The organism is Klebsiella sp. 2-CIP_Kleb., assembly GCF_050378715.1.
Classification (GTDB): domain Bacteria; phylum Pseudomonadota; class Gammaproteobacteria; order Enterobacterales; family Enterobacteriaceae; genus Klebsiella; species Klebsiella quasipneumoniae.
This window is the reverse complement of record NZ_JBNRLG010000002.1, coordinates 565479-590338: the sequence shown is the minus strand read 5'-3', so window position 1 is coordinate 590338 and position 24860 is coordinate 565479. Positions and strand designations below refer to the sequence as shown.

The following is a 24860-nucleotide window of genomic DNA, read 5'->3' as shown; positions in this document are numbered from 1 at the left end:
CAACCGAAAGTGAAACCATGCCAGGACAAGGTTACAAATACGTTAACGAAAAACCCAATTGATTCCCCAATATATTACGCCGCAATAACCTTACAATAAATATGTTTTTATTGTTCCAGTTTTACATTTTTCGACGGTGATCAATATATAGCGAAGATGGCCAGTTTAGGCCAATTTGACTTGAGACAATTTAACGTTTTTTGAAGGATTTTTCCAAGCATTAAGTATTGATATAAATCAATTTTTACTCTACGTGTTAATTATGTAGCCCAATAAAGAATATTGGTAAACTTAATGTTAATACTGTGTTTAAAGTATACTTCGATTGGTTACTAAAAAGGGAGAGATGAGAATCATAGGTAATATTATTTAACGCCGCAGAAAAAAAAGAAAAAAAGAGCCGATCCGATTAATGCTAGACCGCTCACAGTATTTTTTCCTGTTTTCTTATCCCCTCCCCCACTCTTTTTTTAGTGTCTGTTTTGCTTCCCTCCGATACGGCCAGGGCATATTTTCCTTTCCGACAACCGCACGTCGAGAATATTTATGAAATAATTCTTAAAATCAATATGATAGATAAGGTTTTCGCCAAACGCGGGGTTTGCTGGCTCAGCGGCTTTCGGGAGAAGCGGATAACGGCCAAAAAAAAGGCCACCTGACGGTGGCCAACCATGTCGAAATCGGACAGATTTCTGCTTGCGGACAAGCAGAGAGGGTTTACTTGATGATCGCTTTCAGCGCTTCGCCGATATCGGCCAGGCTGCGAACGGTTTTCACACCGGCTGCTTCCAGGGCTGCGAATTTCTCATCAGCAGTACCTTTACCGCCAGCGATGATGGCGCCCGCATGGCCCATACGCTTGCCTTTCGGCGCGGTCACGCCCGCGATGTAGCCTACAACCGGCTTGGTCACGTGCTCTTTGATGTAGGCAGCCGCTTCTTCTTCCGCGCTGCCGCCGATCTCACCGATCATGACGATAGCTTCGGTCTGCGGGTCTTCCTGGAACAGCTTCAGGATATCGATGAAGTTAGAGCCCGGGATCGGGTCGCCGCCGATACCGACGCAGGTAGACTGGCCGAAGCCGTAGTCGGTGGTCTGCTTAACCGCTTCATAGGTCAGGGTACCGGAACGGGAAACGATGCCCACTTTACCCGGCTTGTGAATGTGACCCGGCATGATGCCGATTTTGCATTCGCCCGGGGTGATAACGCCTGGGCAGTTCGGGCCGATCATGCGCACGCCCGCTTCGTCCAGTTTCACTTTCACGGTCAGCATATCCAGGGTCGGGATACCTTCGGTGATGGTGATGATAAGCTTAATGCCCGCGTCAATCGCTTCCAGAATGGAATCTTTGCAGAACGGCGCCGGAACGTAGATCACGGTCGCGGTAGCGCCGGTCGCTTCAACGGCTTCGCGCACGGTGTTGAACACCGGCAGGCCCAGGTGCGTGGTGCCGCCTTTGCCTGGCGTCACGCCGCCAACCATTTGCGTACCGTAAGCGATCGCTTGTTCAGAGTGGAAGGTCCCCTGGCTACCGGTGAAGCCCTGGCAGATAACCTTGGTATCTTTATTAATTAAAACTGACATTATTTCCCCTCCACTGCGGCAACAACCTGCTGTGCTGCGTCCGTCAGACTTTTCGCTGCAATAATATTCAGGCCGCTGTCAGCCAGTTTTTTCGCGCCCAGTTCGGCGTTGTTACCTTCCAGACGAACCACCACCGGAACGTTAACCCCAACTTCCGCTACCGCACCGATGATACCGTCAGCGATCAGGTCGCAGCGTACGATACCGCCGAAGATGTTCACCAGCACCGCTTTCACGTTGTCGTCAGAGAGGATGATTTTGAACGCTTCGGTGACGCGCTCTTTGGTGGCGCCGCCGCCCACGTCGAGGAAGTTAGCCGGTTCGCCGCCGTGCAGTTTAACGATGTCCATGGTACCCATCGCCAGGCCCGCGCCGTTAACCATGCAACCAATGTTGCCGTCCAGCGCGACGTAGTTCAGTTCCCACTGCGCCGCCTGTGCTTCACGCGGGTCTTCCTGAGACTGGTCGCGCATTTCGCGCAGATCCGGCTGGCGGAACAGTGCGTTGCCGTCAGCGCCCAGTTTGCCGTCCAGGCAGATCAGGTCGCCCTGCTTGGTGATCACCAGCGGGTTAATTTCGATCAGCGCGAGGTCGCGCTCCAGGAAAATGGTCGCCAGGCCCATGAAAATCTTAGTGAACTGCTGAACCTGCTTACCTTCCAGGCCCAGCTTGAACGCCAGTTCACGGCCCTGGTAAGGCATCGGGCCAGCCAGCGGATCGATGGCGATCTTGTGGATCAGGTGCGGGGTCTCTTCCGCCACTTTTTCGATTTCCACGCCGCCTTCAGTAGAGGCCATGAACACCACGCGACGGGAACTACGGTCAACGACCGCGCCCAGGTACAGCTCTTTGTCAATATCGGTCGCCGCTTCAACCAGGATCTGGTTAACCGGCTGGCCGTTCGCATCTGTTTGATAGGTCACCAGACGTTTGCCCAGCCAGTGCTCGGCAAATGCGCGGATCTCTTCTTTGCTCTTCACCACTTTCACACCGCCCGCTTTGCCGCGGCCACCAGCGTGAACCTGACATTTCACTACCCACGGACCCGCGCCGATTTTTGAAGCGGCTTCTTCTGCTTCACGCGGAGTAGTACAGGCATAACCCACCGGCGCCGGTAAGCCATAGCGGGCAAAAAGTTGTTTTGCCTGATATTCATGTAAGTTCATGTGTTCAGTCCATCCTTCAGGGTGTAATTATCTTTAAACCTGTAGGCCTGATAACGGCGCTAACGCGTGTTATCCGGCCTACGGTAGGTAATACGCTTGCTGACTACACGTCCAGCAGCAGACGGGTCGGATCTTCCAGCAGCTCTTTAATCGCCACCAGGAAGCCTACCGACTCACGTCCGTCGATCAGACGGTGGTCGTAGGAGAGCGCCAGGTACATCATCGGCAGGATCTCTACCTTGCCATTCACCGCCATCGGACGGTCTTTAATGGCATGCATACCCAGGATGGCGCTCTGCGGTGGGTTGATGATCGGCGTGGACATCAGGGAGCCGAACACGCCGCCGTTGGTAATGGTGAAGTTACCGCCGGTCAGGTCATCTACGGTCAGCTTGCCGTCGCGGCCTTTCACTGCCAGCTCTTTAATATTCTTTTCGATATCCGCCATGCCCAGCAGGTCGACGTCACGCAGAACCGGGGTGACCAGGCCGCGCGGGGTGGATACGGCCATGCTGACGTCGAAGTAGTTGTGGTACACCACGTCGTCGCCATCGATGGAAGCGTTCACTTCCGGATAGCGTTTCAGCGCTTCCACTACCGCTTTCACGTAGAAGGACATAAAGCCCAGACGGATGCCGTGACGTTTTTCGAACGCCTCACCGTACTGCTTACGCAGATCCATGATTGGCTTCATGTTGACTTCGTTGAACGTGGTCAGCATGGCGGTGGAGTTTTTCGCTTCCAGCAGACGCTCGGCCACGCGTTTACGCAGGCGGGTCATCGGGACGCGTTTTTCAGAACGATTGCCCAGCTGCGGCGCCGGCGCGGCTGCCGCGGCGGAGGCTGGCGCTTTGGCTTCTGCCGACGCCGGGGCTTTCGCCAGATGTTTCTCAACGTCTTCGCGGGTCAAACGGCCGCCGACGCCAGTGCCTTTGATGGCCGCTGCGTCGAGGTTGTGTTCAGCCAGCAGACGACGGATCGCCGGGCTCAGCGCGTCGTTGTTCTGCTCTTCCAGAGAAGCCTGCTGACGCTGCGCCGGCGTGGACGCCTTCGCATCGGCTTTTTCGCTGCTTTCTTTACCTGCGCTGTTACCTTCGCGCAGGCGGCCAAGGATCTGGCGAGACAGGACGGTAGCGCCCTCGTCTTCCAGCACTGCATCCAGAATGCCGTCCGCTGATGCCGGTACTTCCAGTACCACTTTGTCAGTTTCGATTTCGACCAGGACTTCGTCACGGACGACCGCGTCGCCCGGTTTTTTGTGCCAGGTGGCGACGGTTGCGTCAGCTACGGACTCAGGCAGGTCGGGAACCAGAATATCTACGCTACTCATTGTGTATCCTTTAATTAATCGACGTTCAGCGCGTCATTGACCAGATCTTGTTGCTGTTTCTGGTGAACGGACATATACCCTACCGCCGGAGAGGCGGAGGCCGGGCGGCCTGCATAACGCAGAGAGGCCCCAAACGGAATCACTTCACGGAAGTGATGCTGGCTGCAGTACCATGCGCCCTGGTTGAGCGGCTCTTCCTGGCACCAGACAAAATCATGCACGTGCGCATACGCTTTCAGCGCTTCCTGCACCGCCTGATGCGGGAACGGATAGAGCTGCTCGATACGAACGATAGCGACATCTTTTTGCTCGTTTTTGCGGCGCTGTTCCAGCAGGTCGTAGTAAACCTTACCAGAGCACAGCACAACGCGCTTCACAGCCTGCGGATCAAGTTGATCGATTTCACCGATGGCCGGCAGGAAAGTGCCGTTCGCCAGCTCATCCATGCTGGAGACTGCCAGCGGATGACGCAGCAGCGACTTCGGCGACATCACCACCAGCGGACGACGCATACCGCGCAGCGCCTGACGACGCAGCATGTGGTACACCTGCGCCGGTGTGGACGGTACGCAGACCTGCATGTTCTGCTCAGCGCACAGCTGCAGATAACGCTCCAGACGCGCGGAGGAGTGCTCCGGACCCTGGCCTTCATAGCCGTGCGGCAGGAGCATCACCAGGCCGCACATCCGGCCCCACTTCTGCTCACCGGAGGAGATGAACTGGTCGATCACCACCTGAGCGCCGTTGGCGAAGTCGCCAAACTGCGCTTCCCAGATGGTCAGGGTGCGCGGCTCAGCGGTGGCGTAACCATATTCAAACGCCAGTACGGCTTCTTCAGACAGCACCGAGTCCCAAACGCGGAACTGGCCCTGACCGTTATGGACATGCTGCAGCGGGGTGTAAGTTGAACCATTGGTCTGGTTATGGATCACCGCATGACGATGGAAGAAGGTGCCGCGACCGGAGTCTTCCCCGGACAGACGCACCGGAATACCTTCGTCAACCAGCGTGGCGTAGGCCAGGTTTTCGGCGCCGCCCCAGTCGAACAGCTTCTCACCTGCCGCCATCGCCTGGCGGTCGGCGTAAATTTTCGCTACGCGGGACTGCATTTCGATACCTTCCGGCACCGTGCTGATGCGTTTCGCCAGCTCCTGCAGACGCTTCGGCTCCACTTTATCCGGATAGCTCTCGTCCCACTCATGATTGAGGTACGGCGACCAGGTAAAGGAGTGCATGTTCATCGGACGCCATTCCTGCACCACGCATTCGCCGGCATCCAGCGCATCGCGGTAGAGGTTAACCTGCTCGGTCGCGTCTTCCAGAGTCGCCACCTTCTCCTGCTCCAGCTTGTCAGCATAGATTTTGCGCGGGGTCGGGTGCTTTTTGATCTTCTGATACATCAGCGGCTGAGTTGCGCTCGGCTCATCGGCTTCGTTATGGCCGTGACGGCGGTAGCACACCAGATCGATGAAGACATCGCGTTTGAATGTGTTGCGGAAATCCAGCGCCAGACGAGTGACGAACGCGACCGCTTCCGGATCGTCGGCATTGACGTGGAAAATCGGCGCCTGCACCATTTTACCGATGTCGGTGCAGTACGGGGTCGAACGCGCATCCAGCGGGTTAGAGGTCGTGAAGCCCACCTGGTTGTTGATAACGATGCGCACGGTACCGCCCACTTCGTAACCGCGGGCTTTCGACATGTTCAGGGTTTCCTGAACCACACCCTGACCGGTGACGGCGGCGTCGCCGTGGATAGTGATCGGCAGAACCTTGTTGCTGCTCGGCTCGTCCAGACGATCCAGACGGGCGCGTACGGAACCGATAACCACCGGGCTGACGATCTCGAGGTGCGACGGGTTAAACGCCAGCGCCAGGTGCACCAGACCGCCTTCGGTTTCCATATCGGATGAGAAGCCCATGTGGTACTTCACATCGCCGGTACCGAGATGTTCTTTATGTTTGCCGGCGAACTCGTCGAACAGATCCTGCGGTTTTTTACCCAGCACGTTGACCAGCACGTTGAGACGACCGCGGTGCGCCATGCCCAGCACCACTTCGCGGGTGCCGCTCTTGCCCGCATGGCGGATCATCTCTTTGAGCATCGGGATCAGGGCATCGCCACCCTCCAGCGAGAAGCGCTTCGCCCCCGGGAATTTGGCGCCGAGGTAGCGCTCCAGGCCTTCCGCGGCGGTCAGTTCGCTGAGGAAGCGTTTTTTCTCTTCCGCGGTAAAGCTCGCTTTGCCAGCTACCGATTCAATGCGCTGCTGGATCCAGCGTTTTTCTTCGGTAGAGGTGATATGCATGTATTCCGCGCCGATGGAGCCGCAGTAGGTTTGCTTGAGGGCGGCAATCAACTCGCCCAGCTTCATCGTGTCTTTACCGATGGCAAATGAACCTACGTTATAGCTTTCCTGGAAATCGGCCTCGGTCAGATCGTGGTAGGCCGGATCGAGATCCGCCACTCTCTCTTGCTTCCACAGCCCCAGCGGATCGAGATTCGCATGCTGGTGGCCACGGAAACGGTATGCGTTGATGAGCTGCAGGACTTTAACCTGCTTCACATTGGTGTCTGGGTCGGAAATCGAAGAAGTGTAACGTGAGGCATCCTTCGCCAGTCGACGGAAATAATCACGCGTTTTGGAATGAAATTGATCCGGTTTAACTCCGGTGCCAGGTAACTGCTGGAACATTGAACGCCAGTTGGCGTCAACAGAGTCAGGATCGGTTAAGAAGTCTTCATAGAGCTGTTCTATCCAGCTCTGGTTCGAACCAGAGAGGTAAGAAGAGTCCAGCCAGGCTTTCATTGCGCCGTTCTGCATCGTGATCCCTTAAGCATTCATATGCTTATTTCGCCGTAGAAACTACCACGCACACCGAGTGCACGTGCCGGGGTTCACTTGTTGCGGACGAGTTGTGGTTTCTATCCGCTAAGGAACCTTTAAAAACTGCCATTAATCTTCGGCGTTCAGGCTGCGGTTGCGTTAGCTGCCTTCACTTACCCCGGTCACATAGTTCGCTATGCTCCCGGGGATGCGTTCAGTTGCCGCCTTACCTCGCACTGAACGCCTTGATTACTGGTACATCTTGTGGCGGTTTTTAAAGATTTCCTGCTATCCCTTCATACTTCAAGTTACATGTACGTTGTCCTGTAACTCGAATTATTTAGGGTATTCATTTCCCGGTAGCACAAACGCTACCGGGGTTACTGCTTTTGGTAGCCCGGATAAGCGGTAGCGCCATCCGGGACACACCGGGTTTCTTACGCGCTGCGCTGCAGCAGCATCGACTTAATATGGCCGATGGCGCGCGTCGGGTTCAGCCCCTTCGGACACACACTGACGCAGTTCATAATGCTGTGACAGCGGAATACGCTGAAAGCATCGCTCAGGCCGTCCAGACGCTCGCTGGTTTCGGTATCGCGACTGTCGATCAGGAAGCGATACGCGGCCAACAGGCCAGCCGGGCCGATGAACTTATCCGGGTTCCACCAGAACGACGGGCACGAGGTCGAACAACATGCGCAGAGAATACACTCGTACAGACCATCGAGTTTCTCACGCTGCTCAGGCATCTGCAGATGCTCGCGAGCCGGAGGATTTTGCCCATTATTCAACAAGTAAGGCTTAATCTTCTCATATTGTGCATAGAATTGCCCCATGTCCACCACCAAATCACGGATAACCGGTAATCCAGGCAGCGGACGGATAACAATCTTCTTGCCCGGCTGATTCAGCGCGGAGATCGGCGTGATGCACGCCAGACCGTTTTTCCCGTTCATATTCAGGCCATCGGAACCACAAACCCCTTCACGGCAGGAGCGGCGGAACGACAGCGACGGATCTTTTTCTTTCAGCTGGATCAGCGCATCCAGCAGCATCATGTCACGACCTTCTTCCGCTTCGAGGGTGTAATCCTGCATGTGCGGAGCGTCATCAACATCCGGGTTATAGCGATAAATTGAAAACTCGAGTTTCATTTTCCTGTCTCCGCATTAGTAAGTACGAATCTTCGGCGGGAATGCCGGACGCAGTTTCGGTTCCATGTTGACGCTACGACGCGTCATGGATTCCGACTCTGGCAGATACAGGGAATGGCACAGCCAGTTTTCATCATCACGATCCGGGAAGTCGAAGCGGCTGTGGGCGCCACGGCTCTCGGTACGGAAGTTAGCGGATACGGCGGTCGCGTACGCGGTTTCCATCAGGTTATCCAGCTCCAGGCACTCAACGCGCTGGGTGTTGAACTCGCTGGAGGTATCGTCGAGACGGGCGTTTTTCAGGCGCTCGCGGATCACTTTCAGCTGTTCCAGACCTTTGTGCATCGCATCGCCTTCGCGGAACACCGAGAAGTTATGCTGCATACATTCCTGCAGCGCTTTGCGGATCGCCACCGGATCTTCACCGGAACGGGTGTTGTTCCAGCGGTTGAGGCGGTCCAGCGAGCCTTCGATATCGGATTCGCTGGCGTCGCGCAGCGTGCCCTGCTCGGCGATGGATTCCTGCAGATGCAGGCCCGCCGCGCGGCCGAAGACCACCAGGTCGAGCAGCGAGTTGCCGCCAAGACGGTTAGCGCCGTGGACCGATACGCAGGCGATTTCGCCTACCGCGAACAGGCCCGGGATCACCACGTCTTCGCCCTTCTCATTGACGGTCAGCGCCTGGCCGGTCACTTTGGTCGGAATACCGCCCATCATGTAGTGGCAGGTTGGGATAACCGGGATCGGCTCTTTCACCGGATCGACGTGAGCAAAGGTACGGGACAGCTCGAGGATACCCGGCAGACGAGATTCCAGAACCTCTTTACCCAGGTGATCCAGCTTCAATTTCGCGTGCGGGCCCCACGGGCCATCGCAGCCGCGACCTTCGCGGATTTCGATCATGATGGAACGCGCCACCACGTCACGACCCGCCAGGTCTTTGGCGTTCGGGGCATAACGCTCCATAAAGCGTTCGCCGTGTTTATTGAGCAGATAACCGCCTTCGCCGCGGCAACCTTCGGTGACCAGAACCCCTGCCCCGGCGATGCCGGTCGGGTGGAACTGCCACATTTCCATATCCTGCACCGGCACGCCGGCACGGATGGCCATCCCGACGCCGTCACCGGTGTTGATGTGGGCGTTGGTGGTGGACTGATAAATACGGCCTGCGCCGCCGGTCGCCAGCACGGTGGCGCGGGCTTTAAAGTAGACCACTTCGCCGGTCTCGATGCACAGGGCAGTACAACCCACCACCGCGCCGTCCTGGTTTTTCACCAGATCGAGGGCATACCATTCGGAGAAAATAGTGGTGTGGTTTTTGAGGTTCTGCTGGTACAGGGTGTGCAGCAGGGCGTGGCCGGTACGGTCAGCCGCCGCCGCGGTGCGCGCCGCCTGCTCGCCGCCGAAGTTCTTCGACTGGCCGCCGAACGGGCGCTGATAAATACGGCCGTCGTCAAGACGGGAGAACGGCAGGCCCATGTGCTCCAGCTCGAGAATCGCTTCCGGGCCGGTCTTACACATATATTCGATGGCGTCCTGGTCACCGATATAGTCCGACCCTTTTACGGTGTCGTACATATGCCATTCCCAGTTATCTTCATGGGAGTTACCGAGCGCGACGGTGATACCCCCCTGCGCTGACACGGTATGGGAACGGGTCGGGAAGACTTTAGAGAGCAGCGCACAGGTCTGTCCGCTCTGGGAAATTTGCAGCGCCGCGCGCATACCTGCGCCGCCGGCACCGATGACAACAGCATCAAACTCTCTGACTGGCAATTTCATTACACACCCCACACCACAACAAATCCATAAAGAACGTAAGCCACCAGCGCCACAACGATAGCCAGCTGCAGAACCAGGCGCAGAGCCAGTGGTTTAACGTAGTCCGTTAACACCTGCCACATCCCGATCCAGGCATGGATAAGAATGGAAACGAGAGCCAGCAGAGTGAAGACTTTAGTGAAGCCGGAGGCAAAGAATCCGGTCCACACTTCCCATGAGATCTCACCGGTGGTAGCGAAGAAGCCAACCATGTAGATGATGTAGAGGGTCAGAACGATGGCGGTAGCACGGACCAGAATAAAGTCATGTACGCCGTTGCGTCCCAGTGCTGAGGCGTTGCTTACCATACGAGGACTCCTGCGAGAAGTGAAAGCACGACAGTAATAACAAAAGAAATCTTGGCGGAACGTTTCCCTGCTTCGAGGGTTTCGTCCAGGTAACCAAAGTCCATCATCAGATGGCGGATACCGACAACGACGTGATAGGCCAGCGCGGTGAGAATGCCCCACATGATGAACTTCACAAAGAAGCTATCCATGATCGAGGCCGCCGTCAGAAAACCTTCAGGGGAGGAGAGGCTGGTGCCCAGCAGCCAAAGCAGAATTCCGACCGCCACGAAGGTGATGACACCGGAAACGCGATGGAGAATGGACGCTATCGCCGTGATTGGGAACCGTATCGTTTGTAGATCCAGATTGACAGGTCTTTGTTTTTTCACATTTCTTACCATGAATAACGCCCACATGCTGTTCTTATTGTTTCCTTCCTCCGGTCTGCTTGCGGGTCAGACAGCGTCCTTTCTATAACCAGAAGTCATGTTAAAACGTCTTTTCAGGCATTAAAACATCACTAAACAACGCTGGGTGGCTCGGGATTGCAGGGTGTTCCGGAGACCTGGCCGCAGTATAGGCCGTTCACAAAATCATTACAATTAACCTACATATAGTTTGTTGGGTTTTCTCCGGAACAGTGATCAAGGTCACGATAACAACATTTTTTTAATTTTTAATCACCTGATTTGACAAATATTAAACATTCTTGTTACAACCATTACCAGTTAAATGCAATAATGCTCAAAAGTTATGGGGTCACTCTTTCACCTGAGAATAAGTTATGTAACAGTGTGTCAGTATTGACCGATGTAATCAGGACAGTTATTAGTGGTATACAGGTTTTAATATTCGGACTGCTAAAACGCTGATTTGCTGTTGTTTCACCGCAGCCCTGAAGAACGTGCCATCAAGCGCCGTTGCTCTGTACCCTGCCCTTTTCGCTGACGCAGAGCTGTGTGCAACATAACAAACTGGTAACGTATACGGGCGCGGGCCGAAAGCAAATCCACCACCCGGCAGTCTTAAGCAATAAAGGCGCTAAGGAGACCATAAATGTCTGATGCTAAAGCAAAAATCACCCTGGGTGGTGACACTGCTATTGAACTGGATGTGCTAAAAGGCACGCTCGGTCAGGATGTTATTGATATTCGTAGTCTTGGTTCAAAAGGCGTATTTACCTTTGACCCAGGTTTCACATCTACCGCTTCCTGTGAATCTAAAATTACGTTTATCGATGGTGACGAGGGGATCCTGCTGCACCGCGGCTTCCCGATCGACCAGTTAGCGACCGAATCAAACTATCTTGAAGTTTGTTACATTCTGCTGAACGGTGAAAAACCAACCCAGGCCGAATATGACGAATTCAAAACCACCGTGACCCGTCACACCATGATCCATGAGCAGATCACCCGTCTGTTCCATGCGTTCCGTCGCGATTCTCACCCGATGGCCGTTATGTGCGGGATCACCGGCGCCCTGGCGGCGTTCTATCACGACTCCCTCGACGTGAATAACCCGCGTCACCGTGAAATCGCCGCCTATCGCCTGCTGTCCAAAATGCCGACCATGGCAGCTATGTGTTACAAGTATTCTATCGGCCAGCCGTTTGTTTATCCGCGCAACGACCTCTCCTACGCCGGCAACTTCCTGCGCATGATGTTCGCCACGCCGTGCGAAGAGTACGAAGTCAATCCGGTGCTCGAGCGCGCCATGGACCGTATTCTGATCCTGCACGCCGATCACGAGCAGAACGCCTCGACCTCGACGGTACGTACCGCGGGCTCTTCCGGCGCTAACCCGTTCGCCTGTATCGCAGCCGGCATCGCCTCTCTGTGGGGACCGGCGCACGGCGGCGCCAACGAAGCGGCGCTGAAAATGCTGGAAGAGATCAGCTCCGTTGAACACATTCCGGAATTTGTTCGTCGTGCGAAAGACAAGAATGACTCTTTCCGCCTGATGGGCTTCGGCCATCGTGTTTACAAAAACTACGACCCGCGCGCCACCGTGATGCGTGAAACCTGCCATGAAGTGCTGAAAGAGCTGGGCACCAAAGACGACCTGCTGCAGGTAGCCATGGAGCTGGAGCATATCGCGCTGAACGACCCGTACTTCATCGAGAAGAAGCTCTACCCGAACGTCGACTTCTACTCCGGTATCATCCTGAAAGCGATGGGTATTCCGTCCTCCATGTTTACCGTTATCTTCGCCATGGCGCGTACCGTGGGCTGGATTGCGCACTGGAACGAAATGCACAGCGACGGCATGAAGATCGCCCGTCCGCGTCAGCTGTACACCGGCTACGCCAAACGCGACTTCCAGTCCGACATCAAGCGTTAATCTCGCTGTCCGGATGATAAAAACGCGCCTGCAGGCGCGTTTTTTATGCCTGACGATGAAGCCTGGCGCTGACACTGCCTGGCTGCCGGCTTAATGCTGGCAGTGCGGACACCAGTAAAACGGCCGCGATGAGAGCATGGTCTTCTCAATCACGCCCCCGCAGCGCTCGCACTTTTCCCCATCGCGATGGAAGACCTTAAAGCGGAACAGCGCGCCGTGGTGCTTGTTGTTATCGGGCTGGCCGCGAGTGCGATAAGAAAGCCGCGGGATATCGAGTAGCGCGTGCGCCAGCGCATCCAGCTGTGTTTCATTAAGCTCCGAGGCCTTATGCCCCCCGGTCAGCCCCACCTGCCAGAGGATTTCCACCCGCAGATAGTTACCCAGACCGGCAAGAAAAGCCTGATCCAGCAGCAGGCCGGAAAACTGACGATTGCGGAATTTGGCCGACAGCAGTCGCGCTTTCACCTGCTCTGCGGTTAACGTCATATCCAGCACGTCCGGACCGACGCGCAGCAAGAACGGATGGTTGGCCTCCTGCTCCGCCGTGAGCATCTCAATGTCCGACGCGCTGTAGAGCAAAATCGCCTTGCTGGCCGTCTGTAGCCTGACGCGCAACACCCGGTTAGAGGCAGGCTGTTCGCCGGCCTCAACCACGCGCCAGACGCCGTACAGCTGATTATGGCTGTACAGGGTCAGGCCGCCGGAGAAGCGGGTCAGCAGGGCTTTGCCCCGGGTGTCGATATGGGTAACCCGCTGACCAATCAGTTCGGTTTGATAGGGTTGCAACCGGGGAAAAGCGAACCAGACGTCGGTTAAGGGTTCGTCTTTGATTGCTGCCTCCAGTGTATCCGCCGCGCGGCGGATCTCCGGACCTTCCGGCATACTGTCATCCTTCTGTTAGTGGGTGGCGCCGCCGCCCAGTTTACTATCCACCGGCTGGTGCAGGGCTACGGCTATGGCCGCCTCCAGCGCTTCCCGCACGGTGGCGGTCGCCATACTCGGCTCGCCGGGATGGGCCGCCGCCTGCGCCGGTAGCCATGGAATATGGATAAACCCGCCCCTTACCTCATTCTGTCCCTGCAGCCTGTGCAGCAGACCGTACATGACGTGATTGCAGACGAAGGTGCCGGCGGTTTGCGACACCGAGGCCGGGATCCCGCGATCGCGCAGCGCGCTGACGATCGCTTTGATCGGCAAGGTGCTGAACCACGCGGCCGGCCCGCCGTCGACGATCGGCGTGTCGATGGGTTGCTGGCCTTTGTTATCGGGGATACGCGCATCATCGACGTTAATCGCCACACGTTCGACGCTGATATCGACCCGGCCGCCGGCCTGTCCCACCGCGATAACCAGCTTCGGCTGCAGGTCTTCAATCGCCGCGTCCAGCGCCGACAGCGCCTCGCCAAACACGCAGGGAAGCTGCCTGGCGATCACCGGCTGACCAGCAATCATTGTGCCGTCAAGCTGCTGCACCACTTCCCAGGAAGGGTTCACCGTCTCGCCGTCAAAGGGTTCAAAACCGGTGAGTAATACGCCCGCCATCGTCTTCTCCTTCGCGGTCCTTCAGATTGTCATATCTCAGCCTCTGGCTGAGCGCTGACCATAATATGGCGCCCGGCGAACGCCGCCCGCAAACGGCGGGCAAATTCGAGGGCATGCGGACCATCGCCATGCAGACATACCGTCTGCGCCACCACGTTCGCCCATTCGCCGCTGACGCTACGCACCCGGTGGTGTTGCACCATTTCGAGGGTTTGCGCCAGGGCCTGCTCTTCGCTGTCAATCAGCGCGCCAGGCTCGGTGCGCGGCACCAGGCTGCCGTCGGCCAGATAACCGCGATCGGCAAACACCTCCTGACGCGTCGTCAAGCCATAGCGTTGCCCGGCGCGGATCAGTTCGCTGCCCGCCAGACCCACCAGCACCAGCTGCGGGTTAACATCGCGGACCGCGCGGGCGATCGCGTCGGCCAGCGGCGGCGATTTGGCCGCCTGGTTGTAGAGCATGCCGTGCGGCTTTACGTGCTGCAACTCGCCGCCCTGAGCCTGAACGATCGCCGCCAGAGCGCCAATCTGATACAGCGTCTGGGCATAGACCGTTTCCGGCGGCAGATCCATCGCCGTGCGGCCAAAATTTTCCCGGTCGGGATATCCCGGATGGGCGCCCACCGCGACGCCGTACTTCAGCGCCTCGCGCACGCTCTGCACCATCAGCCCGGCATCGCCGGCGTGAAAACCACAGGCGATATTCGCCGACGACACCAGCTGGAGCAGCGCGCTATCGTTCGCCCCGCCTTCCCCGAGATCGGCATTGAGATCAATCATCATCGTGGAGTCTCCACGCCAGTTGTTCAAGATAACGCTGACGATCGGCCCGCGCCTTCAGCGCCTCCTCCAGCGAGCAGGCCACGAAATGGATCGGCTGCCCCAGCGGGATCTGCGCCAGCTGGTACATATCGGCATCGATGATGCAGGCGATCCGCGGATAGCCGCCGGTGGTTTGCGCGTCGTTCATCAGCACAATGGGCTGGCCGTTGTGCGGCACCTGCACCACGCCCGGCAGCAGGCCGTGCGACAGCATTTCGCGATCGGTGGTGCGTTTCAGCGGCTGCCCCTGCAGGCGGTACCCCATGCGGTTACTCTGCGGACTGAGCTTCCAGGGGGCGCGCCAGAATGACGCCTGCGAGGCCGCGTCAAATTCGTGGTACTCCGGCCCGGGCAGCGCACGAATGCGGTTGCCCAGCGGCAGCTGCTTGACGCCGCGCGGGGTGGTGAAGCGGCGGGCGGCTTTCCCAAGCTTCAGCTTGTCGCCGTCCTGCAGGCGGCGTCCTTCCAGACCGCCAATCCCCGCCTTGAGATCCGTGCAGCGCGAGCCAAGGACCTCGGGAACCGCAATCCCGCCCGCCACCGCCAGATAGCTGCGAATGCCATGCTGCGGCGTTTTCAGCACCAGGCGCTGCCCGGGCCGGTAGGCGGTGCGCCAGCCCACCCAGACCGCTTTACCGTCCAGCGTCGCTTCGCAGGCGGCGCCGGTCAGCGCAAACCAGCCGCTGCGGGCAAATTCGATCTCCACCTGGCCGAGGGTAATCTCCAGCCCGGCGGCATTCGCCTCGTTGCCAACCAGCAGATTGGCAATCACCAGCGAGGGATAATCCAGAGCGCCGCAGCGGCTGATGCCAGACTGGCGCAGGCCTTCTCGTCCACCGTCCTGTACCGAGGTGTACAGGCCGGCGCGGATCAGAGTCAACATACCCCCTCCTTTTGCGGCACAAAGCGAATTTTATCGCCCACGCGCAGCAGCGCAGGCTCCTTCCGCGACGGGTCGAACAGCGTTAGCGAGGTCCGCCCCAGCAGCTGCCAGCCGCCGGGCGTCGCCAGCGGATAGATCCCGGTTTGCGCGCCGCCGATACCCACCGACCCGGCCGGGACGTGCACGCGCGGTTCGGCGCGACGCGGCGTCGCCAGCGCCGCTGGCAACCCGCCCAGGTAGGGAAATCCCGGCTGAAAACCAATAAACCAGACCAGATACTCCACCGAGGCGTGCAGCTCCACGACCTGCTTTTCACTGAGGCCGCTGTGCTGCGCCACCACCCCGAGATCCGGTCCGGCCTCGCCGCCGTAGACGACCGGAATGGTCAGCGAGCGCGACTCCGGCTCGATCGCGAGGCTCTCCTCCCACCAGCGCTGCAGACGGTCTATCGCCTCCCACGCCACCTCCTGCGGGCGGCGGAGCACCACAGTGATATTGTTCATGCCGGGAATGGCGTCAATCACTTCCTCATGGTTCGCCAGACGCTGGGCTAAGCCCCAGATCCGCTGCTGGCTCTCAAGGGTGACCGGCGGCTCCAGCTCCAGCACGACGGCCGTTTCTCCTAACAGATAACAACGCGCTCGCTGCACTTTTCTCTCTCCCGTCAGGCAGGGTTGGGAATATCAATAAAGGTGACGTCCAGGTCAGTGGTTTCCGTCAGCCATTCGCTGAGGGCGCGAATACCGCCCCGCTCGGTGGCGTGGTGGCCGGCGGCATAAAAATGCAGGCCCTGCTCGCGGGCGGAATGGATGGTTTGTTCCGACACCTCGCCGGTGATAAACGCGTCCACGCCAAAGCGCGCCGCGGCGTCGATAAAGCTCTGGCCGCCGCCGGTACACCAGGCGACGCGGCTGACGGTGTCCGGCCCGGTATCGCCGCACCACAGCGGCTTACGCCCCAGCCGCGCTTCAATCCATGAGGCCAGTTCAAGGCCGGAAACCGGCATCGACAGTTCGCCCCAGGGCACCAGCGGTTCGATTTCCCCCAGCACGTTAATCCCCAACAGATGCGCCAGTTGCGCGTTATTGCCCAGCTCGGGATGGGCATCCAGCGGCAGGTGCCAGCCGTAGAGATTGATATCATTGGCCAGCAGGGTTTTCAGGCGCCGGCGCTTCATACCGCGGATCACTGGCGATTCGTTTTTCCAGAAATAGCCGTGATGGACAATCACCGCATCCGCCTGAAGACGAACGGCCTCATCCAGCAGCGCCTGGCTGGCCGTCACTCCGGTGACGATCTTGTGCACCGTGTCGCGCCCTTCCACCTGCAGACCGTTAGGGGCGAAGTCACTGATGGCTGCACTATTGAGCTTGTCGTTTATCAGTTGTTCCAGTTCGCTATTTTTCATCGCCACTCCAGCAGATAATCAGGGTATACAAAGGCATAACATAACCAGATCCATTCGGGTCGTCGATAGTCCGCCTCCGACACTGACGATGACTTTTTACCGAATAGCGCAATTTGTCTATTCACCCCGCCGCGCATTCGTGTATATTTATGCACTAATAAAGCATATTAAATAATCAGAAAGCCCCTCAAGCCATGAATATGACTAATTAAACGCTATTCATGCAGAACGATCGACTTTCGCTTTAGGCCAGGAAACACACTTCTCATGAAGACAACATCATCGCAACCGCGGGCGATTTACTACGTCGTGGCGCTGCAAATCTGGGAATATTTTAGCTTCTACGGCATGCGCGCCCTGCTGATCCTCTATCTCACCAATCAGCTCAAATATGACGATAACCACGCTTACGCCCTGTTCAGCGCCTACTGTTCGCTGGTCTATGTGACGCCGATCCTCGGCGGCTATCTGGCCGATAAGCTGTTAGGCAACCGGATGGCGGTCATGCTCGGCGCGCTGCTGATGGCCATTGGCCATCTGGTGCTCGGGGCCAGCGAAACCGCCCCGGCCTTCCTCTACCTGTCGCTGGCGATCATCGTCTGCGGCTACGGGTTGTTTAAATCCAACGTCAGCTGTCTGCTGGGCGAACTGTACGAACCCGCCGATCCGCGTCGCGATGGCGGCTTCTCGCTGATGTATGCCGCGGGCAATATCGGCTCTATCATCGCGCCCATCGCCTGCGGCTACGTTCAGGAGGAGTATAGCTGGGCGATGGGCTTTGCCCTGGCGGCCATCGGCATGGTGGCGGGACTGGTGATTTTCCTCTGCGGCAACCGTCATTTCCAGCATACCGCCGGCGTGAACCGCCAGGCGCTGTGCGCCCGCCGCTTCCTGCTGCCGAACTGGGGCTGGCTGCTGGTGCTGCTGGTCATCGCGCCGCTGCTGATTGCCGTGCTGTTCTGGCAGGAGTGGTCGGTGTATGCCCTGATCGTGGCCACGGCCATTGGCCTCGCGGTGCTGGCGCGGATCTACCTGCGTGCCGAGACCGATAAACAGCGCAAGGATCTGCGCCTGATCGTCGTCCTGACCGCCTTCAGCCTGCTGTTCTGGGCCTTCGCCCAACAGGGCGGCAGCTCCATCAGCCTGTATATTGACCGCTTCGTTAACCGCCATATCATGAGCTACGAAGTCCCTACCGCTATGTTCCAGTCGATCAATGCCTTTGCGGTGATGCTCTGCGGCATGGTGCTGGCGTGGCTGGTGAAAGAGAGCGTCGGCGGTAACCGCACCGTGCGCATCTGGGGGAAATTTGCCCTCGGTCTGGGCCTGATGAGCGCCGGGTTCTGCATTTTGACCCTCAGCGCCCGCTGGTCGGCGGCCTATGGCCAGTCGTCCATGCCGCTGATGGTGCTGGGGCTGGCGGTGATGGGTTTTGCCGAACTGTTTATCGACCCGGTCGCGATGTCGCAAATCACTCGCATTGAGATCCCGGGGGTGACCGGGGTGCTGACCGGCATCTATATGCTGCTCTCCGGGGCCATCGCCAACTATCTGGCCGGCGTTATCGCCGACCAGACCTCGCAGGCGTCATTCGACGTCGCCGGGGCGGTGAACTATTCCATTGACGCCTACATCAACGTCTTCAGCCAGATCACCTGGGGCGCGCTGGCCTGCGTCGGCGTAGTGCTGGTTATCTGGCTGTATCACTCGCTGAAGGTCAGGACCCGCCGTCTGGCGGTGGAATAATCCCCTTTCTGGCGGCCTCCCAGGCCGCCAGCGTCTCCTGCCGCGCCTGCTTGTGATCGACTATCGGGCGCGGATAATCCAGCGTCACCCCCTGTTTATCCGCCCACACCCACGGCTGATGCAGCGCCTTCTCCGGCACCTTTGCCAGCTCCGGCAGCCAGCGACGCATAAACACCCCCTGCTTATCAAACTTCTCGCCCTGGGTGGTGGGATTAAATATGCGGAAATAGGGCGCGGCGTCGGTGCCCGTCGAAGCCGCCCATTGCCAGCCGCCGTTGTTCGCCGCCAGATCGCCGTCAATCAGCTGGCTCATGAAATAGCGCTCCCCTGCCCGCCAGTCGAGGCGCAGATCTTTGGTCAGGAAACTGGCGACAATCATGCGCAACCGGTTATGCATCCAGCCGGTGGCGTTAAGCTGGCGCATGGCGGCATCGACAATCGGAAAGCCGGTCTCCCCGCGCTGCCAGGCCTGCAGGGCGCCATCCTCTTCGCGCCAGGCGACCTTATCGGTCCAGGCGACAAACGGCCGACCTTTACAGAGTTTCGGATAGTAGACCATCAGATGGCGGTAAAACTCGCGCCAGATCAGCTCATTAAGCCAGGTGGCGCCTGCCCCGCCATCCAGTGCGGCGGGGTGTTCCGTCAGCAGCCGATGCAGGCACTGGCGCGGCGACAGCACCCCGATGGCAAGGCAGGACGACAGGCGACTGGTCCCTTCCACGGCCGGGAAGTCGCGCTGCCCCTCATAATCCGCCGCCGGTTGCTGACAAAACGCGCGCAGCCGCGCCAGCGCCGTTTTTTCATCCGCGGCAAACAGCAGCCCATCGAACGGCGTTTGCGGATAGTTAAGCTCCGGCACCGGCGGCGCCAGGCGAGCGGGCGCCTGGCGCGGCTTTGGCGCGGCCACGCACGCCGGCAATCCTTCCCGCAGCCGGCGAATAAACGCGTTCTTAAACGGGGTGAAGACTTTATACATTTCGCCGCCGGTCAGTACGCTGCCGGGCGGCAACAGGACGCTGTCGTCAAATCCCTGGCAAATCACTTCGCTCAAAGAGCTCTCAACGGCGGCATCGCGCTGGCGTTCATTGAATTCGTACTGATAGTTGTAGAACAGGTGACTGACCTGGTGCTGCTGGCAGAAATGGGCCAGTCGCTCGACGCTGGCGCTAAAATCGTCCGCCTCTTCTACCCACAGCGGTATGCCCCGCTCCGCCAGCGCGGCGTGCAGACTGCGCAAATGGCTGGTGATAAAAGCGGCCTGCCGCGGCGCCAGGTGATGTTCGCGCCACTGCCCCGGGGTGGCAATATACAGCGCCAGCACCTGCGCCTGCGGATCGCGGCAGGCGGCGGCCAGCGCCAGGTTATCGTGAATGCGTAAATCCGTGCGTAACCAGACCAGATGGGTGGCCATATCACTCCTCACTCTCCGTCAGCAAAACTCATCTTATGATCTAAGCCGGCAAAAATAGCGCGCCCCGGCAAAATAAGCACCTGCCAATTCCGCTGCGGCGCCTGAAAACGAGTGTAGACAAGCGGCGAAAAAAAACCGCCGGGGGCAACCGGCGGTTAGTGGTTTTCCTCGCAGCAGGGCGAATTAGTAGAAGTCGTGCGCGGCTTTTTCCGCCTGCGCCATCCACACCGGCTGCTCGCTGGTTTTCGACCATACACGGTGCAGCCAGCTGTAATAGCGGGCGCGATCCTTCCAGAACAGCATCACCGGCAGCGCCGCGACGCCAGCCACGACGGCGAAAGCACGACGCAGCAAAATAATATGAGCAGGATAAGCTTTGTACAACGCCATCATTTCTCTCCCCTTTGTCAGGCCGGCAAGCAGCGCCGGAAAATTAATCATGTTTGTCTGAGCAAAATAATACCGCTCTGGTTGTAATTTTACTACTCATCCGACCACTAAAAAGCACGTATTTATACTTAATTTACATTCGCCACGTAAATTAGTTACAAAAAAGTTAAATTAATACTAACCATTAGTTAATTTGTGCCTTTGTCATTTTTATACTTTTTTTACACCGCGCCCGCGGATTTTTGCGAAATCTTTGCGCCGTAATTTCTATTCTCCTGGTAAATCAAAAACACACCCGGAGGTGGATTGTGACTGCAGGCGTACTCACTGGCGTTGGGCTGGTGTTCCTGTTACTGGCTTATCTGGTTTATGCCTTGATACATGCGGAGGCATTCTGATGGCTGCCCAGGGATTTTTATTATTAGCCAGCTATCTGCTGGTTTTGCTGGTGCTGGCGCGCCCGCTGGGGATGTGTCTGGCAAGAATGGTGAATGACATCCCGCTTCCCGGCCTGGCCGGGGTCGAGCGCGTCCTGTGGCGCGTGGCCGGGATCCGCGCCGAAGAGATGGGCTGGCTGCAGTATTTGCTGGCGCTCCTGCTGTTCAACGCCCTCGGCGGCCTGGCGCTGTTTGCCCTGCTGATGCTGCAGGGCGTGCTGCCGTTTAACCCGCAGCACCTGCCGGGGCTGACGTGGGATCTGGCGCTCAACACCGCGGTCAGCTTTGTCAGCAATACGAACTGGCAGGCCTACGCCGGCGAAAGCACCATGAGCTATCTCAGCCAGATGGTGGGGCTGACGGTGCAGAATTTCCTCTCCGCCGCCACCGGCATCGCCGTGGTCTTCGCCCTGACCCGCGCCTTCGCCCGGCAGAAAATGTCCACCCTCGGCAATGCCTGGGTCGACCTGACGCGCATTACCCTGTGGCTGCTGCTGCCGCTCTCTCTGCTGGTGGCCCTGTTCTTTATTCAGCAGGGCGTGCCGCAGAACCTGCAGGCCTACCAGCCCTTTACCACCCTCGAAGGGGCGCACCAGCTGCTGCCGATGGGGCCCGTCGCCTCACAGGAAGCGATTAAGCTGCTGGGCACCAACGGCGGCGGTTTCTTTAACGCCAACTCCGCCCATCCGTTTGAAAACCCGACGGCGCTGACCAATCTCGTGCAGATGCTAGCCATCTTCCTGATCCCGGCGGCGCTGTGCTTCGCTTTCGGCGAGGTGGTGAGCGATCGCCGCCAGGGGCGCGCCATCCTGTGGGCGATGACGCTGATCTTTATCCTCTGCGTCGCCGTGGTGATGTGGGCGGAAACCCGCGGTAACCCGCACCTGATGATGCTGGGCGCCGACAGCAGCCTGAATATGGAAGGTAAAGAGAGCCGATTCGGTATTCTCGCCAGCAGTCTGTTCGCGGTGATCACCACCGCAGCCTCCTGCGGCGCGGTCAACGCCATGCATGACTCCTTCACCGCGCTGGGCGGGATGGTGCCGATGTGGCTGATGCAGATTGGCGAAGTGGTGTTCGGCGGCGTCGGCTCGGGTCTCTATGGCATGCTGCTGTTCGTTATGCTGGCGGTGTTTATCGCCGGCCTGATGGTCGGCCGCACCCCGGAGTACCTCGGAAAGAAAATCGATGTCCGGGAAATGAAAATGATCGCCCTGGCCATTCTGGTCACCCCGACGCTGGTGCTGCTCGGCACGGCGCTGGCGATGATGACCGAGGCCGGCCGCGCCGGGATGTTCAACCCCGGACCGCACGGCTTTAGCGAAGTGCTGTACGCCGTCACTTCGGCGGCCAATAACAACGGCAGCGCCTTCGCCGGCCTGGGCGCGGCGACGCCATTCTGGAACCTGCTGCTGGCGTTCTGCATGCTGGCTGGACGCTTCGCCGTCATCATTCCGGTGATGGCTATCGCCGGCTCGCTGGTGGCGAAGAAAATTCAACCGGCCAGCCCCGGCACCCTGGCCACCCACGACGCCCTGTTTATCGGTCTGCTGATCGGCACCGTGCTGCTGGTGGGCGCCCTGACCTTTATTCCTGCGCTGGCGCTTGGCCCGCTGGCCGAACACTTTTCCTTACTTTGAGCGATGCGGAGCACCCTGTTATGAGTCGCAAACAATTAGCACTGCTGGAGCCGACGCTGGTGCGCCAGGCGCTGCTGGATGCCGTGAAAAAACTCAGCCCGATGGTGCAGTGGCGCAATCCGGTGATGTTTATCGTCTGGGTGGGCAGCCTGTTAACCACCCTGCTGGCCATCGCCATGGCTGGCGGCGCCCTGACCGGCAGCGCCACTTTTACCGCCGCCATCAGTATCTGGCTATGGTTTACCGTGCTGTTCGCCAACTTTGCCGAAGCGATGGCGGAAGGCCGCAGCAAAGCCCAGGCCAATAGCCTGAAAGGGGTGAAAAAAACGGCCTTCGCCCGTAAGCTGCGCGCCCCGCAGCATGACGCGACGGTCGACCACGTGCCGGCGGAAGACCTGCGCAAAGGCGACGTGGTGCTGGTGGAAGCCGGGGATATTATCCCCTGCGATGGTGAAGTCATCGAAGGCGGCGCCTCGGTGGATGAAAGCGCCATTACCGGCGAGTCTGCTCCGGTGATCCGCGAATCCGGCGGTGATTTCGCCTCGGTGACCGGCGGGACGCGCATCCTCTCCGACTGGCTGGTGATCCGTTGCAGCGTTAACCCGGGAGAAACCTTCCTCGACCGGATGATCGCCATGGTGGAAGGCGCCCAGCGCCGTAAAACGCCGAACGAAATCGCCCTGACGATCCTGCTGATCGCCCTGACGCTGGTGTTCCTGCTGGCCACCGCCACCATCTGGCCATTCTCGGCGTGGAGCGGCAATGCGGTCAGCGTAACCGTACTGGTGGCGCTGCTGGTGTGCCTGATCCCGACCACCATCGGCGGTCTGCTGTCGGCCATCGGCGTCGCCGGGATGAGCCGTATGCTGGGCGCCAACGTGATCGCCACCAGCGGCCGCGCGGTGGAAGCGGCAGGCGACGTTGATGTGCTGTTGCTGGATAAAACCGGGACCATTACGCTCGGCAACCGCCAGGCCTCCGCTTTCCTGCCGGCGCGCGGTGTGGAAGAGCGAACCCTCGCCGATGCCGCCCAGCTCTCCTCGCTGGCGGACGAAACCCCTGAGGGACGCAGCATCGTGGTGCTGGCGAAACAGCGCTTTAACCTGCGCGAACGCGATCTGCAGTCGCTGCATGCCACCTTTGTCCCCTTTACCGCGCAAACGCGGATGAGCGGCATCAATATCGATCAGCGCATGATCCGCAAAGGGTCGGTGGACGCCATTCGCCGCCACGTAGAGGCCAACGGTGGCCACTTCCCTGCCGATGTCGAGAAGCAGGTGGAAGAGGTCGCCCGCCAGGGGGCCACGCCGCTGGTGGTCGCCGAAGGGGAAAAGGTGCTGGGGATTATTTCACTCAAAGATATCGTCAAAGGCGGCATCAAAGAACGTTTCGCCCAGCTGCGCAAAATGGGCATTAAAACGGTGATGATCACCGGTGATAACCGCCTGACCGCTGCGGCGATCGCCGCCGAGGCCGGCGTCGACGATTTCCTCGCCGAAGCGACGCCGGAAGCCAAGCTGGCGCTGATCCGCCAGTATCAGTCGGAAGGTCGGCTGGTGGCGATGACCGGTGACGGCACCAACGACGCGCCCGCGCTGGCGCAGGCCGACGTGGCGGTAGCCATGAACTCAGGCACCCAGGCGGCGAAAGAGGCGGGCAACATGGTCGACCTGGATTCCAACCCCACCAAGCTGATTGAGGTGGTCCATATCGGCAAACAGATGCTGATGACGCGCGGCTCGCTGACCACCTTCAGTATTGCCAACGACGTGGCGAAATATTTCGCCATTATTCCGGCGGCGTTTGCCGCGGTCTATCCCCAGTTGGCCATGCTGAACGTGATGGGCCTGCATTCGCCATCGTCGGCGATCCTCAGCGCCGTTATCTTCAACGCGCTGATCATCGTCTTCCTGATCCCGCTGGCCCTGAAAGGGGTGAGCTATCGCCCGCTCTCCGCCTCGGCGATGCTGCGCCGCAATCTGTGGATCTACGGCCTCGGCGGTCTGCTGGTGCCTTTTATCGGTATTAAAGCCATCGACCTGCTGCTGACCCTGAGCGGTCTGGTGTGA

22 protein-coding genes are annotated in these 24860 nt (G+C 58.6%); 6 read left to right on the top strand and 16 right to left on the bottom strand.

Features of this window, described 5'->3' with window-relative positions:
• Positions 1-717: 717 nt before the first annotated feature.
• The 8 genes from sucD to sdhC all read right to left on the bottom strand — a co-directional run bounded on the left by sucD (position 718) and on the right by sdhC (position 10589).
• Complete coding sequence (gene sucD, locus ACQUTP_RS10725) at positions 718-1587, bottom strand: succinate--CoA ligase subunit alpha (protein ID WP_004885990.1); 870 nt, start codon at positions 1585-1587, stop codon at positions 718-720.
• A complete protein-coding gene (gene sucC / locus ACQUTP_RS10720; protein ID WP_002895039.1) occupies positions 1587-2753 on the bottom strand; it encodes an ADP-forming succinate--CoA ligase subunit beta in 1167 nt (388 codons plus the stop codon). Before sucC ends, sucD begins: the two co-directional genes overlap by 1 nt.
• 103 nt (positions 2754-2856) lie before the next feature.
• Complete coding sequence (gene odhB, locus ACQUTP_RS10715) at positions 2857-4083, bottom strand: 2-oxoglutarate dehydrogenase complex dihydrolipoyllysine-residue succinyltransferase (protein ID WP_285755672.1); 1227 nt, start codon at positions 4081-4083, stop codon at positions 2857-2859.
• Between the two features lie 14 nt (positions 4084-4097).
• Positions 4098-6905 (bottom strand): 2-oxoglutarate dehydrogenase E1 component, encoded by a 2808-nt coding sequence (gene sucA, locus ACQUTP_RS10710; RefSeq protein ID WP_004147623.1) that lies wholly within the window; start codon positions 6903-6905, stop codon positions 4098-4100.
• A gap of 440 nt (positions 6906-7345) precedes the next feature.
• Positions 7346-8062, bottom strand: a complete 717-nt coding sequence (gene sdhB, locus ACQUTP_RS10705) for a succinate dehydrogenase iron-sulfur subunit SdhB (RefSeq protein ID WP_002894954.1) — start codon at positions 8060-8062, stop codon at positions 7346-7348.
• A gap of 15 nt (positions 8063-8077) precedes the next feature.
• The gene (gene sdhA, locus ACQUTP_RS10700) at positions 8078-9844 is read right to left on the bottom strand and encodes a succinate dehydrogenase flavoprotein subunit (protein WP_004179067.1); all 1767 of its coding nucleotides are present in this window, start codon (positions 9842-9844) and stop codon (positions 8078-8080) included.
• A complete protein-coding gene (gene sdhD, locus ACQUTP_RS10695) occupies positions 9844-10191 on the bottom strand; it encodes a succinate dehydrogenase membrane anchor subunit (protein WP_002894949.1) in 348 nt (115 codons plus the stop codon). The genes sdhA and sdhD overlap by 1 nt, the downstream gene beginning before the upstream one ends.
• Positions 10185-10589, bottom strand: a complete 405-nt coding sequence (sdhC, locus tag ACQUTP_RS10690) for a succinate dehydrogenase cytochrome b556 subunit (RefSeq protein ID WP_004142216.1) — start codon at positions 10587-10589, stop codon at positions 10185-10187. Before sdhC ends, sdhD begins: the two co-directional genes overlap by 7 nt.
• A gap of 324 nt (positions 10590-10913) precedes the next feature.
• Between sdhC and ACQUTP_RS10685 the strand changes: the two genes are divergently transcribed.
• Together ACQUTP_RS10685 and gltA are read left to right on the top strand one after the other, a co-directional pair.
• On the top strand, positions 10914-11045 hold the full coding sequence (locus ACQUTP_RS10685; RefSeq protein ID WP_418268517.1) for a hypothetical protein: 132 nt from the start codon (positions 10914-10916) through the stop codon (positions 11043-11045).
• 184 nt (positions 11046-11229) lie between these two features.
• A complete protein-coding gene (gene gltA / locus ACQUTP_RS10680) occupies positions 11230-12513 on the top strand; it encodes a citrate synthase (protein ID WP_004885983.1) in 1284 nt (427 codons plus the stop codon).
• 90 nt (positions 12514-12603) lie between these two features.
• Here the strand turns inward: gltA and nei are convergent, their stop codons facing one another.
• Genes nei through ACQUTP_RS10650 form a run of 6 tightly spaced genes read right to left on the bottom strand, consistent with a single transcriptional unit; the run spans position 12604 to position 17167 of the window.
• Positions 12604-13395: an endonuclease VIII gene (gene nei, locus ACQUTP_RS10675; RefSeq protein ID WP_032455732.1), complete on the bottom strand. Its 792-nt coding sequence runs from the start codon at positions 13393-13395 to the stop codon at positions 12604-12606.
• A 15-nt stretch (positions 13396-13410) separates the two neighbouring features.
• Complete coding sequence (gene pcp, locus ACQUTP_RS10670) at positions 13411-14055, bottom strand: pyroglutamyl-peptidase I (protein WP_032455731.1); 645 nt, start codon at positions 14053-14055, stop codon at positions 13411-13413.
• A 29-nt stretch (positions 14056-14084) separates the two neighbouring features.
• Positions 14085-14837 carry a 5-oxoprolinase subunit PxpA gene (gene pxpA, locus ACQUTP_RS10665; RefSeq protein ID WP_032455730.1) on the bottom strand — a complete coding sequence of 251 codons (753 nt, stop codon included), beginning with the start codon at positions 14835-14837 and terminating at the stop codon, positions 14085-14087.
• A complete protein-coding gene (gene pxpC / locus ACQUTP_RS10660; RefSeq protein ID WP_004885976.1) occupies positions 14827-15759 on the bottom strand; it encodes a 5-oxoprolinase subunit PxpC in 933 nt (310 codons plus the stop codon). Before pxpC ends, pxpA begins: the two co-directional genes overlap by 11 nt.
• Complete coding sequence (pxpB, locus tag ACQUTP_RS10655; protein WP_017901415.1) at positions 15753-16409, bottom strand: 5-oxoprolinase subunit PxpB; 657 nt, start codon at positions 16407-16409, stop codon at positions 15753-15755. The genes pxpC and pxpB overlap by 7 nt, the downstream gene beginning before the upstream one ends.
• A gap of 14 nt (positions 16410-16423) precedes the next feature.
• Complete coding sequence (locus ACQUTP_RS10650; RefSeq protein WP_004885970.1) at positions 16424-17167, bottom strand: type 2 GTP cyclohydrolase I; 744 nt, start codon at positions 17165-17167, stop codon at positions 16424-16426.
• A gap of 267 nt (positions 17168-17434) precedes the next feature.
• Here ACQUTP_RS10650 and ACQUTP_RS10645 point away from each other — a divergent pair, with 267 nt between their 5' ends.
• On the top strand, positions 17435-18913 hold the full coding sequence (locus ACQUTP_RS10645) for an MFS transporter (protein ID WP_004885969.1): 1479 nt from the start codon (positions 17435-17437) through the stop codon (positions 18911-18913).
• Here the strand turns inward: ACQUTP_RS10645 and phrB are convergent.
• The gene (phrB, locus tag ACQUTP_RS10640) at positions 18885-20324 is read right to left on the bottom strand and encodes a deoxyribodipyrimidine photo-lyase (protein WP_285755671.1); all 1440 of its coding nucleotides are present in this window, start codon (positions 20322-20324) and stop codon (positions 18885-18887) included. The two genes, ACQUTP_RS10645 and phrB, sit on opposite strands and share 29 nt — an antisense overlap.
• 183 nt (positions 20325-20507) lie before the next feature.
• Positions 20508-20717, bottom strand: coding sequence for a DUF2517 family protein (locus tag ACQUTP_RS10635; RefSeq protein WP_004142243.1), 210 nt, complete (start codon positions 20715-20717; stop codon positions 20508-20510).
• 305 nt (positions 20718-21022) lie between these two features.
• On the opposite strand from ACQUTP_RS10635, the gene kdpF reads away from it, so the two are divergent.
• Genes kdpF through kdpB form a run of 3 tightly spaced genes read left to right on the top strand, consistent with a single transcriptional unit; the run spans position 21023 to position 24860 of the window.
• Complete coding sequence (gene kdpF / locus ACQUTP_RS10630; RefSeq protein ID WP_020323459.1) at positions 21023-21112, top strand: K(+)-transporting ATPase subunit F; 90 nt, start codon at positions 21023-21025, stop codon at positions 21110-21112.
• Positions 21112-22791, top strand: a complete 1680-nt coding sequence (gene kdpA / locus ACQUTP_RS10625) for a potassium-transporting ATPase subunit KdpA (protein ID WP_202678186.1) — start codon at positions 21112-21114, stop codon at positions 22789-22791. Before kdpF ends, kdpA begins: the two co-directional genes overlap by 1 nt.
• 20 nt (positions 22792-22811) lie before the next feature.
• A complete protein-coding gene (gene kdpB, locus ACQUTP_RS10620) occupies positions 22812-24860 on the top strand; it encodes a potassium-transporting ATPase subunit KdpB (protein ID WP_004885966.1) in 2049 nt (682 codons plus the stop codon).

Excerpts from the sequence above, each read along its gene's own strand:
- sdhC (WP_004142216.1), bottom strand. The coding sequence starts at position 10,589 with ATGTGGGCGTTATTCATGGTAAGAAATGTGAAAAAACAAAGACCTGTC.
- sucD (WP_004885990.1), bottom strand. The coding sequence starts at position 1,587 with ATGTCAGTTTTAATTAATAAAGATACCAAGGTTATCTGCCAGGGCTTC.
- odhB (WP_285755672.1), bottom strand. The coding sequence starts at position 4,083 with ATGAGTAGCGTAGATATTCTGGTTCCCGACCTGCCTGAGTCCGTAGCT.
- sdhA (WP_004179067.1), bottom strand. The coding sequence starts at position 9,844 with ATGAAATTGCCAGTCAGAGAGTTTGATGCTGTTGTCATCGGTGCCGGC.
- pxpA (WP_032455730.1), bottom strand. The coding sequence starts at position 14,837 with ATGATGATTGATCTCAATGCCGATCTCGGGGAAGGCGGGGCGAACGAT.
- sucA (WP_004147623.1), bottom strand. The coding sequence starts at position 6,905 with ATGCAGAACGGCGCAATGAAAGCCTGGCTGGACTCTTCTTACCTCTCT.
- kdpA (WP_202678186.1), top strand. The coding sequence starts at position 21,112 with ATGGCTGCCCAGGGATTTTTATTATTAGCCAGCTATCTGCTGGTTTTG.
- pcp (WP_032455731.1), bottom strand. The coding sequence starts at position 14,055 with ATGGCGGGCGTATTACTCACCGGTTTTGAACCCTTTGACGGCGAGACG.
- sdhD (WP_002894949.1), bottom strand. The coding sequence starts at position 10,191 with ATGGTAAGCAACGCCTCAGCACTGGGACGCAACGGCGTACATGACTTT.
- gltA (WP_004885983.1), top strand. The coding sequence starts at position 11,230 with ATGTCTGATGCTAAAGCAAAAATCACCCTGGGTGGTGACACTGCTATT.
- phrB (WP_285755671.1), bottom strand. The coding sequence starts at position 20,324 with ATGGCCACCCATCTGGTCTGGTTACGCACGGATTTACGCATTCACGAT.
- ACQUTP_RS10685 (WP_418268517.1), top strand. The coding sequence starts at position 10,914 with ATGCTCAAAAGTTATGGGGTCACTCTTTCACCTGAGAATAAGTTATGT.
- nei (WP_032455732.1), bottom strand. The coding sequence starts at position 13,395 with ATGCCGGAAGGTCCGGAGATCCGCCGCGCGGCGGATACACTGGAGGCA.
- kdpB (WP_004885966.1), top strand. The coding sequence starts at position 22,812 with ATGAGTCGCAAACAATTAGCACTGCTGGAGCCGACGCTGGTGCGCCAG.
- sdhB (WP_002894954.1), bottom strand. The coding sequence starts at position 8,062 with ATGAAACTCGAGTTTTCAATTTATCGCTATAACCCGGATGTTGATGAC.
- sucC (WP_002895039.1), bottom strand. The coding sequence starts at position 2,753 with ATGAACTTACATGAATATCAGGCAAAACAACTTTTTGCCCGCTATGGC.
- ACQUTP_RS10635 (WP_004142243.1), bottom strand. The coding sequence starts at position 20,717 with ATGATGGCGTTGTACAAAGCTTATCCTGCTCATATTATTTTGCTGCGT.
- ACQUTP_RS10645 (WP_004885969.1), top strand. The coding sequence starts at position 17,435 with ATGAAGACAACATCATCGCAACCGCGGGCGATTTACTACGTCGTGGCG.
- pxpC (WP_004885976.1), bottom strand. The coding sequence starts at position 15,759 with ATGTTGACTCTGATCCGCGCCGGCCTGTACACCTCGGTACAGGACGGT.
- ACQUTP_RS10650 (WP_004885970.1), bottom strand. The coding sequence starts at position 17,167 with ATGAAAAATAGCGAACTGGAACAACTGATAAACGACAAGCTCAATAGT.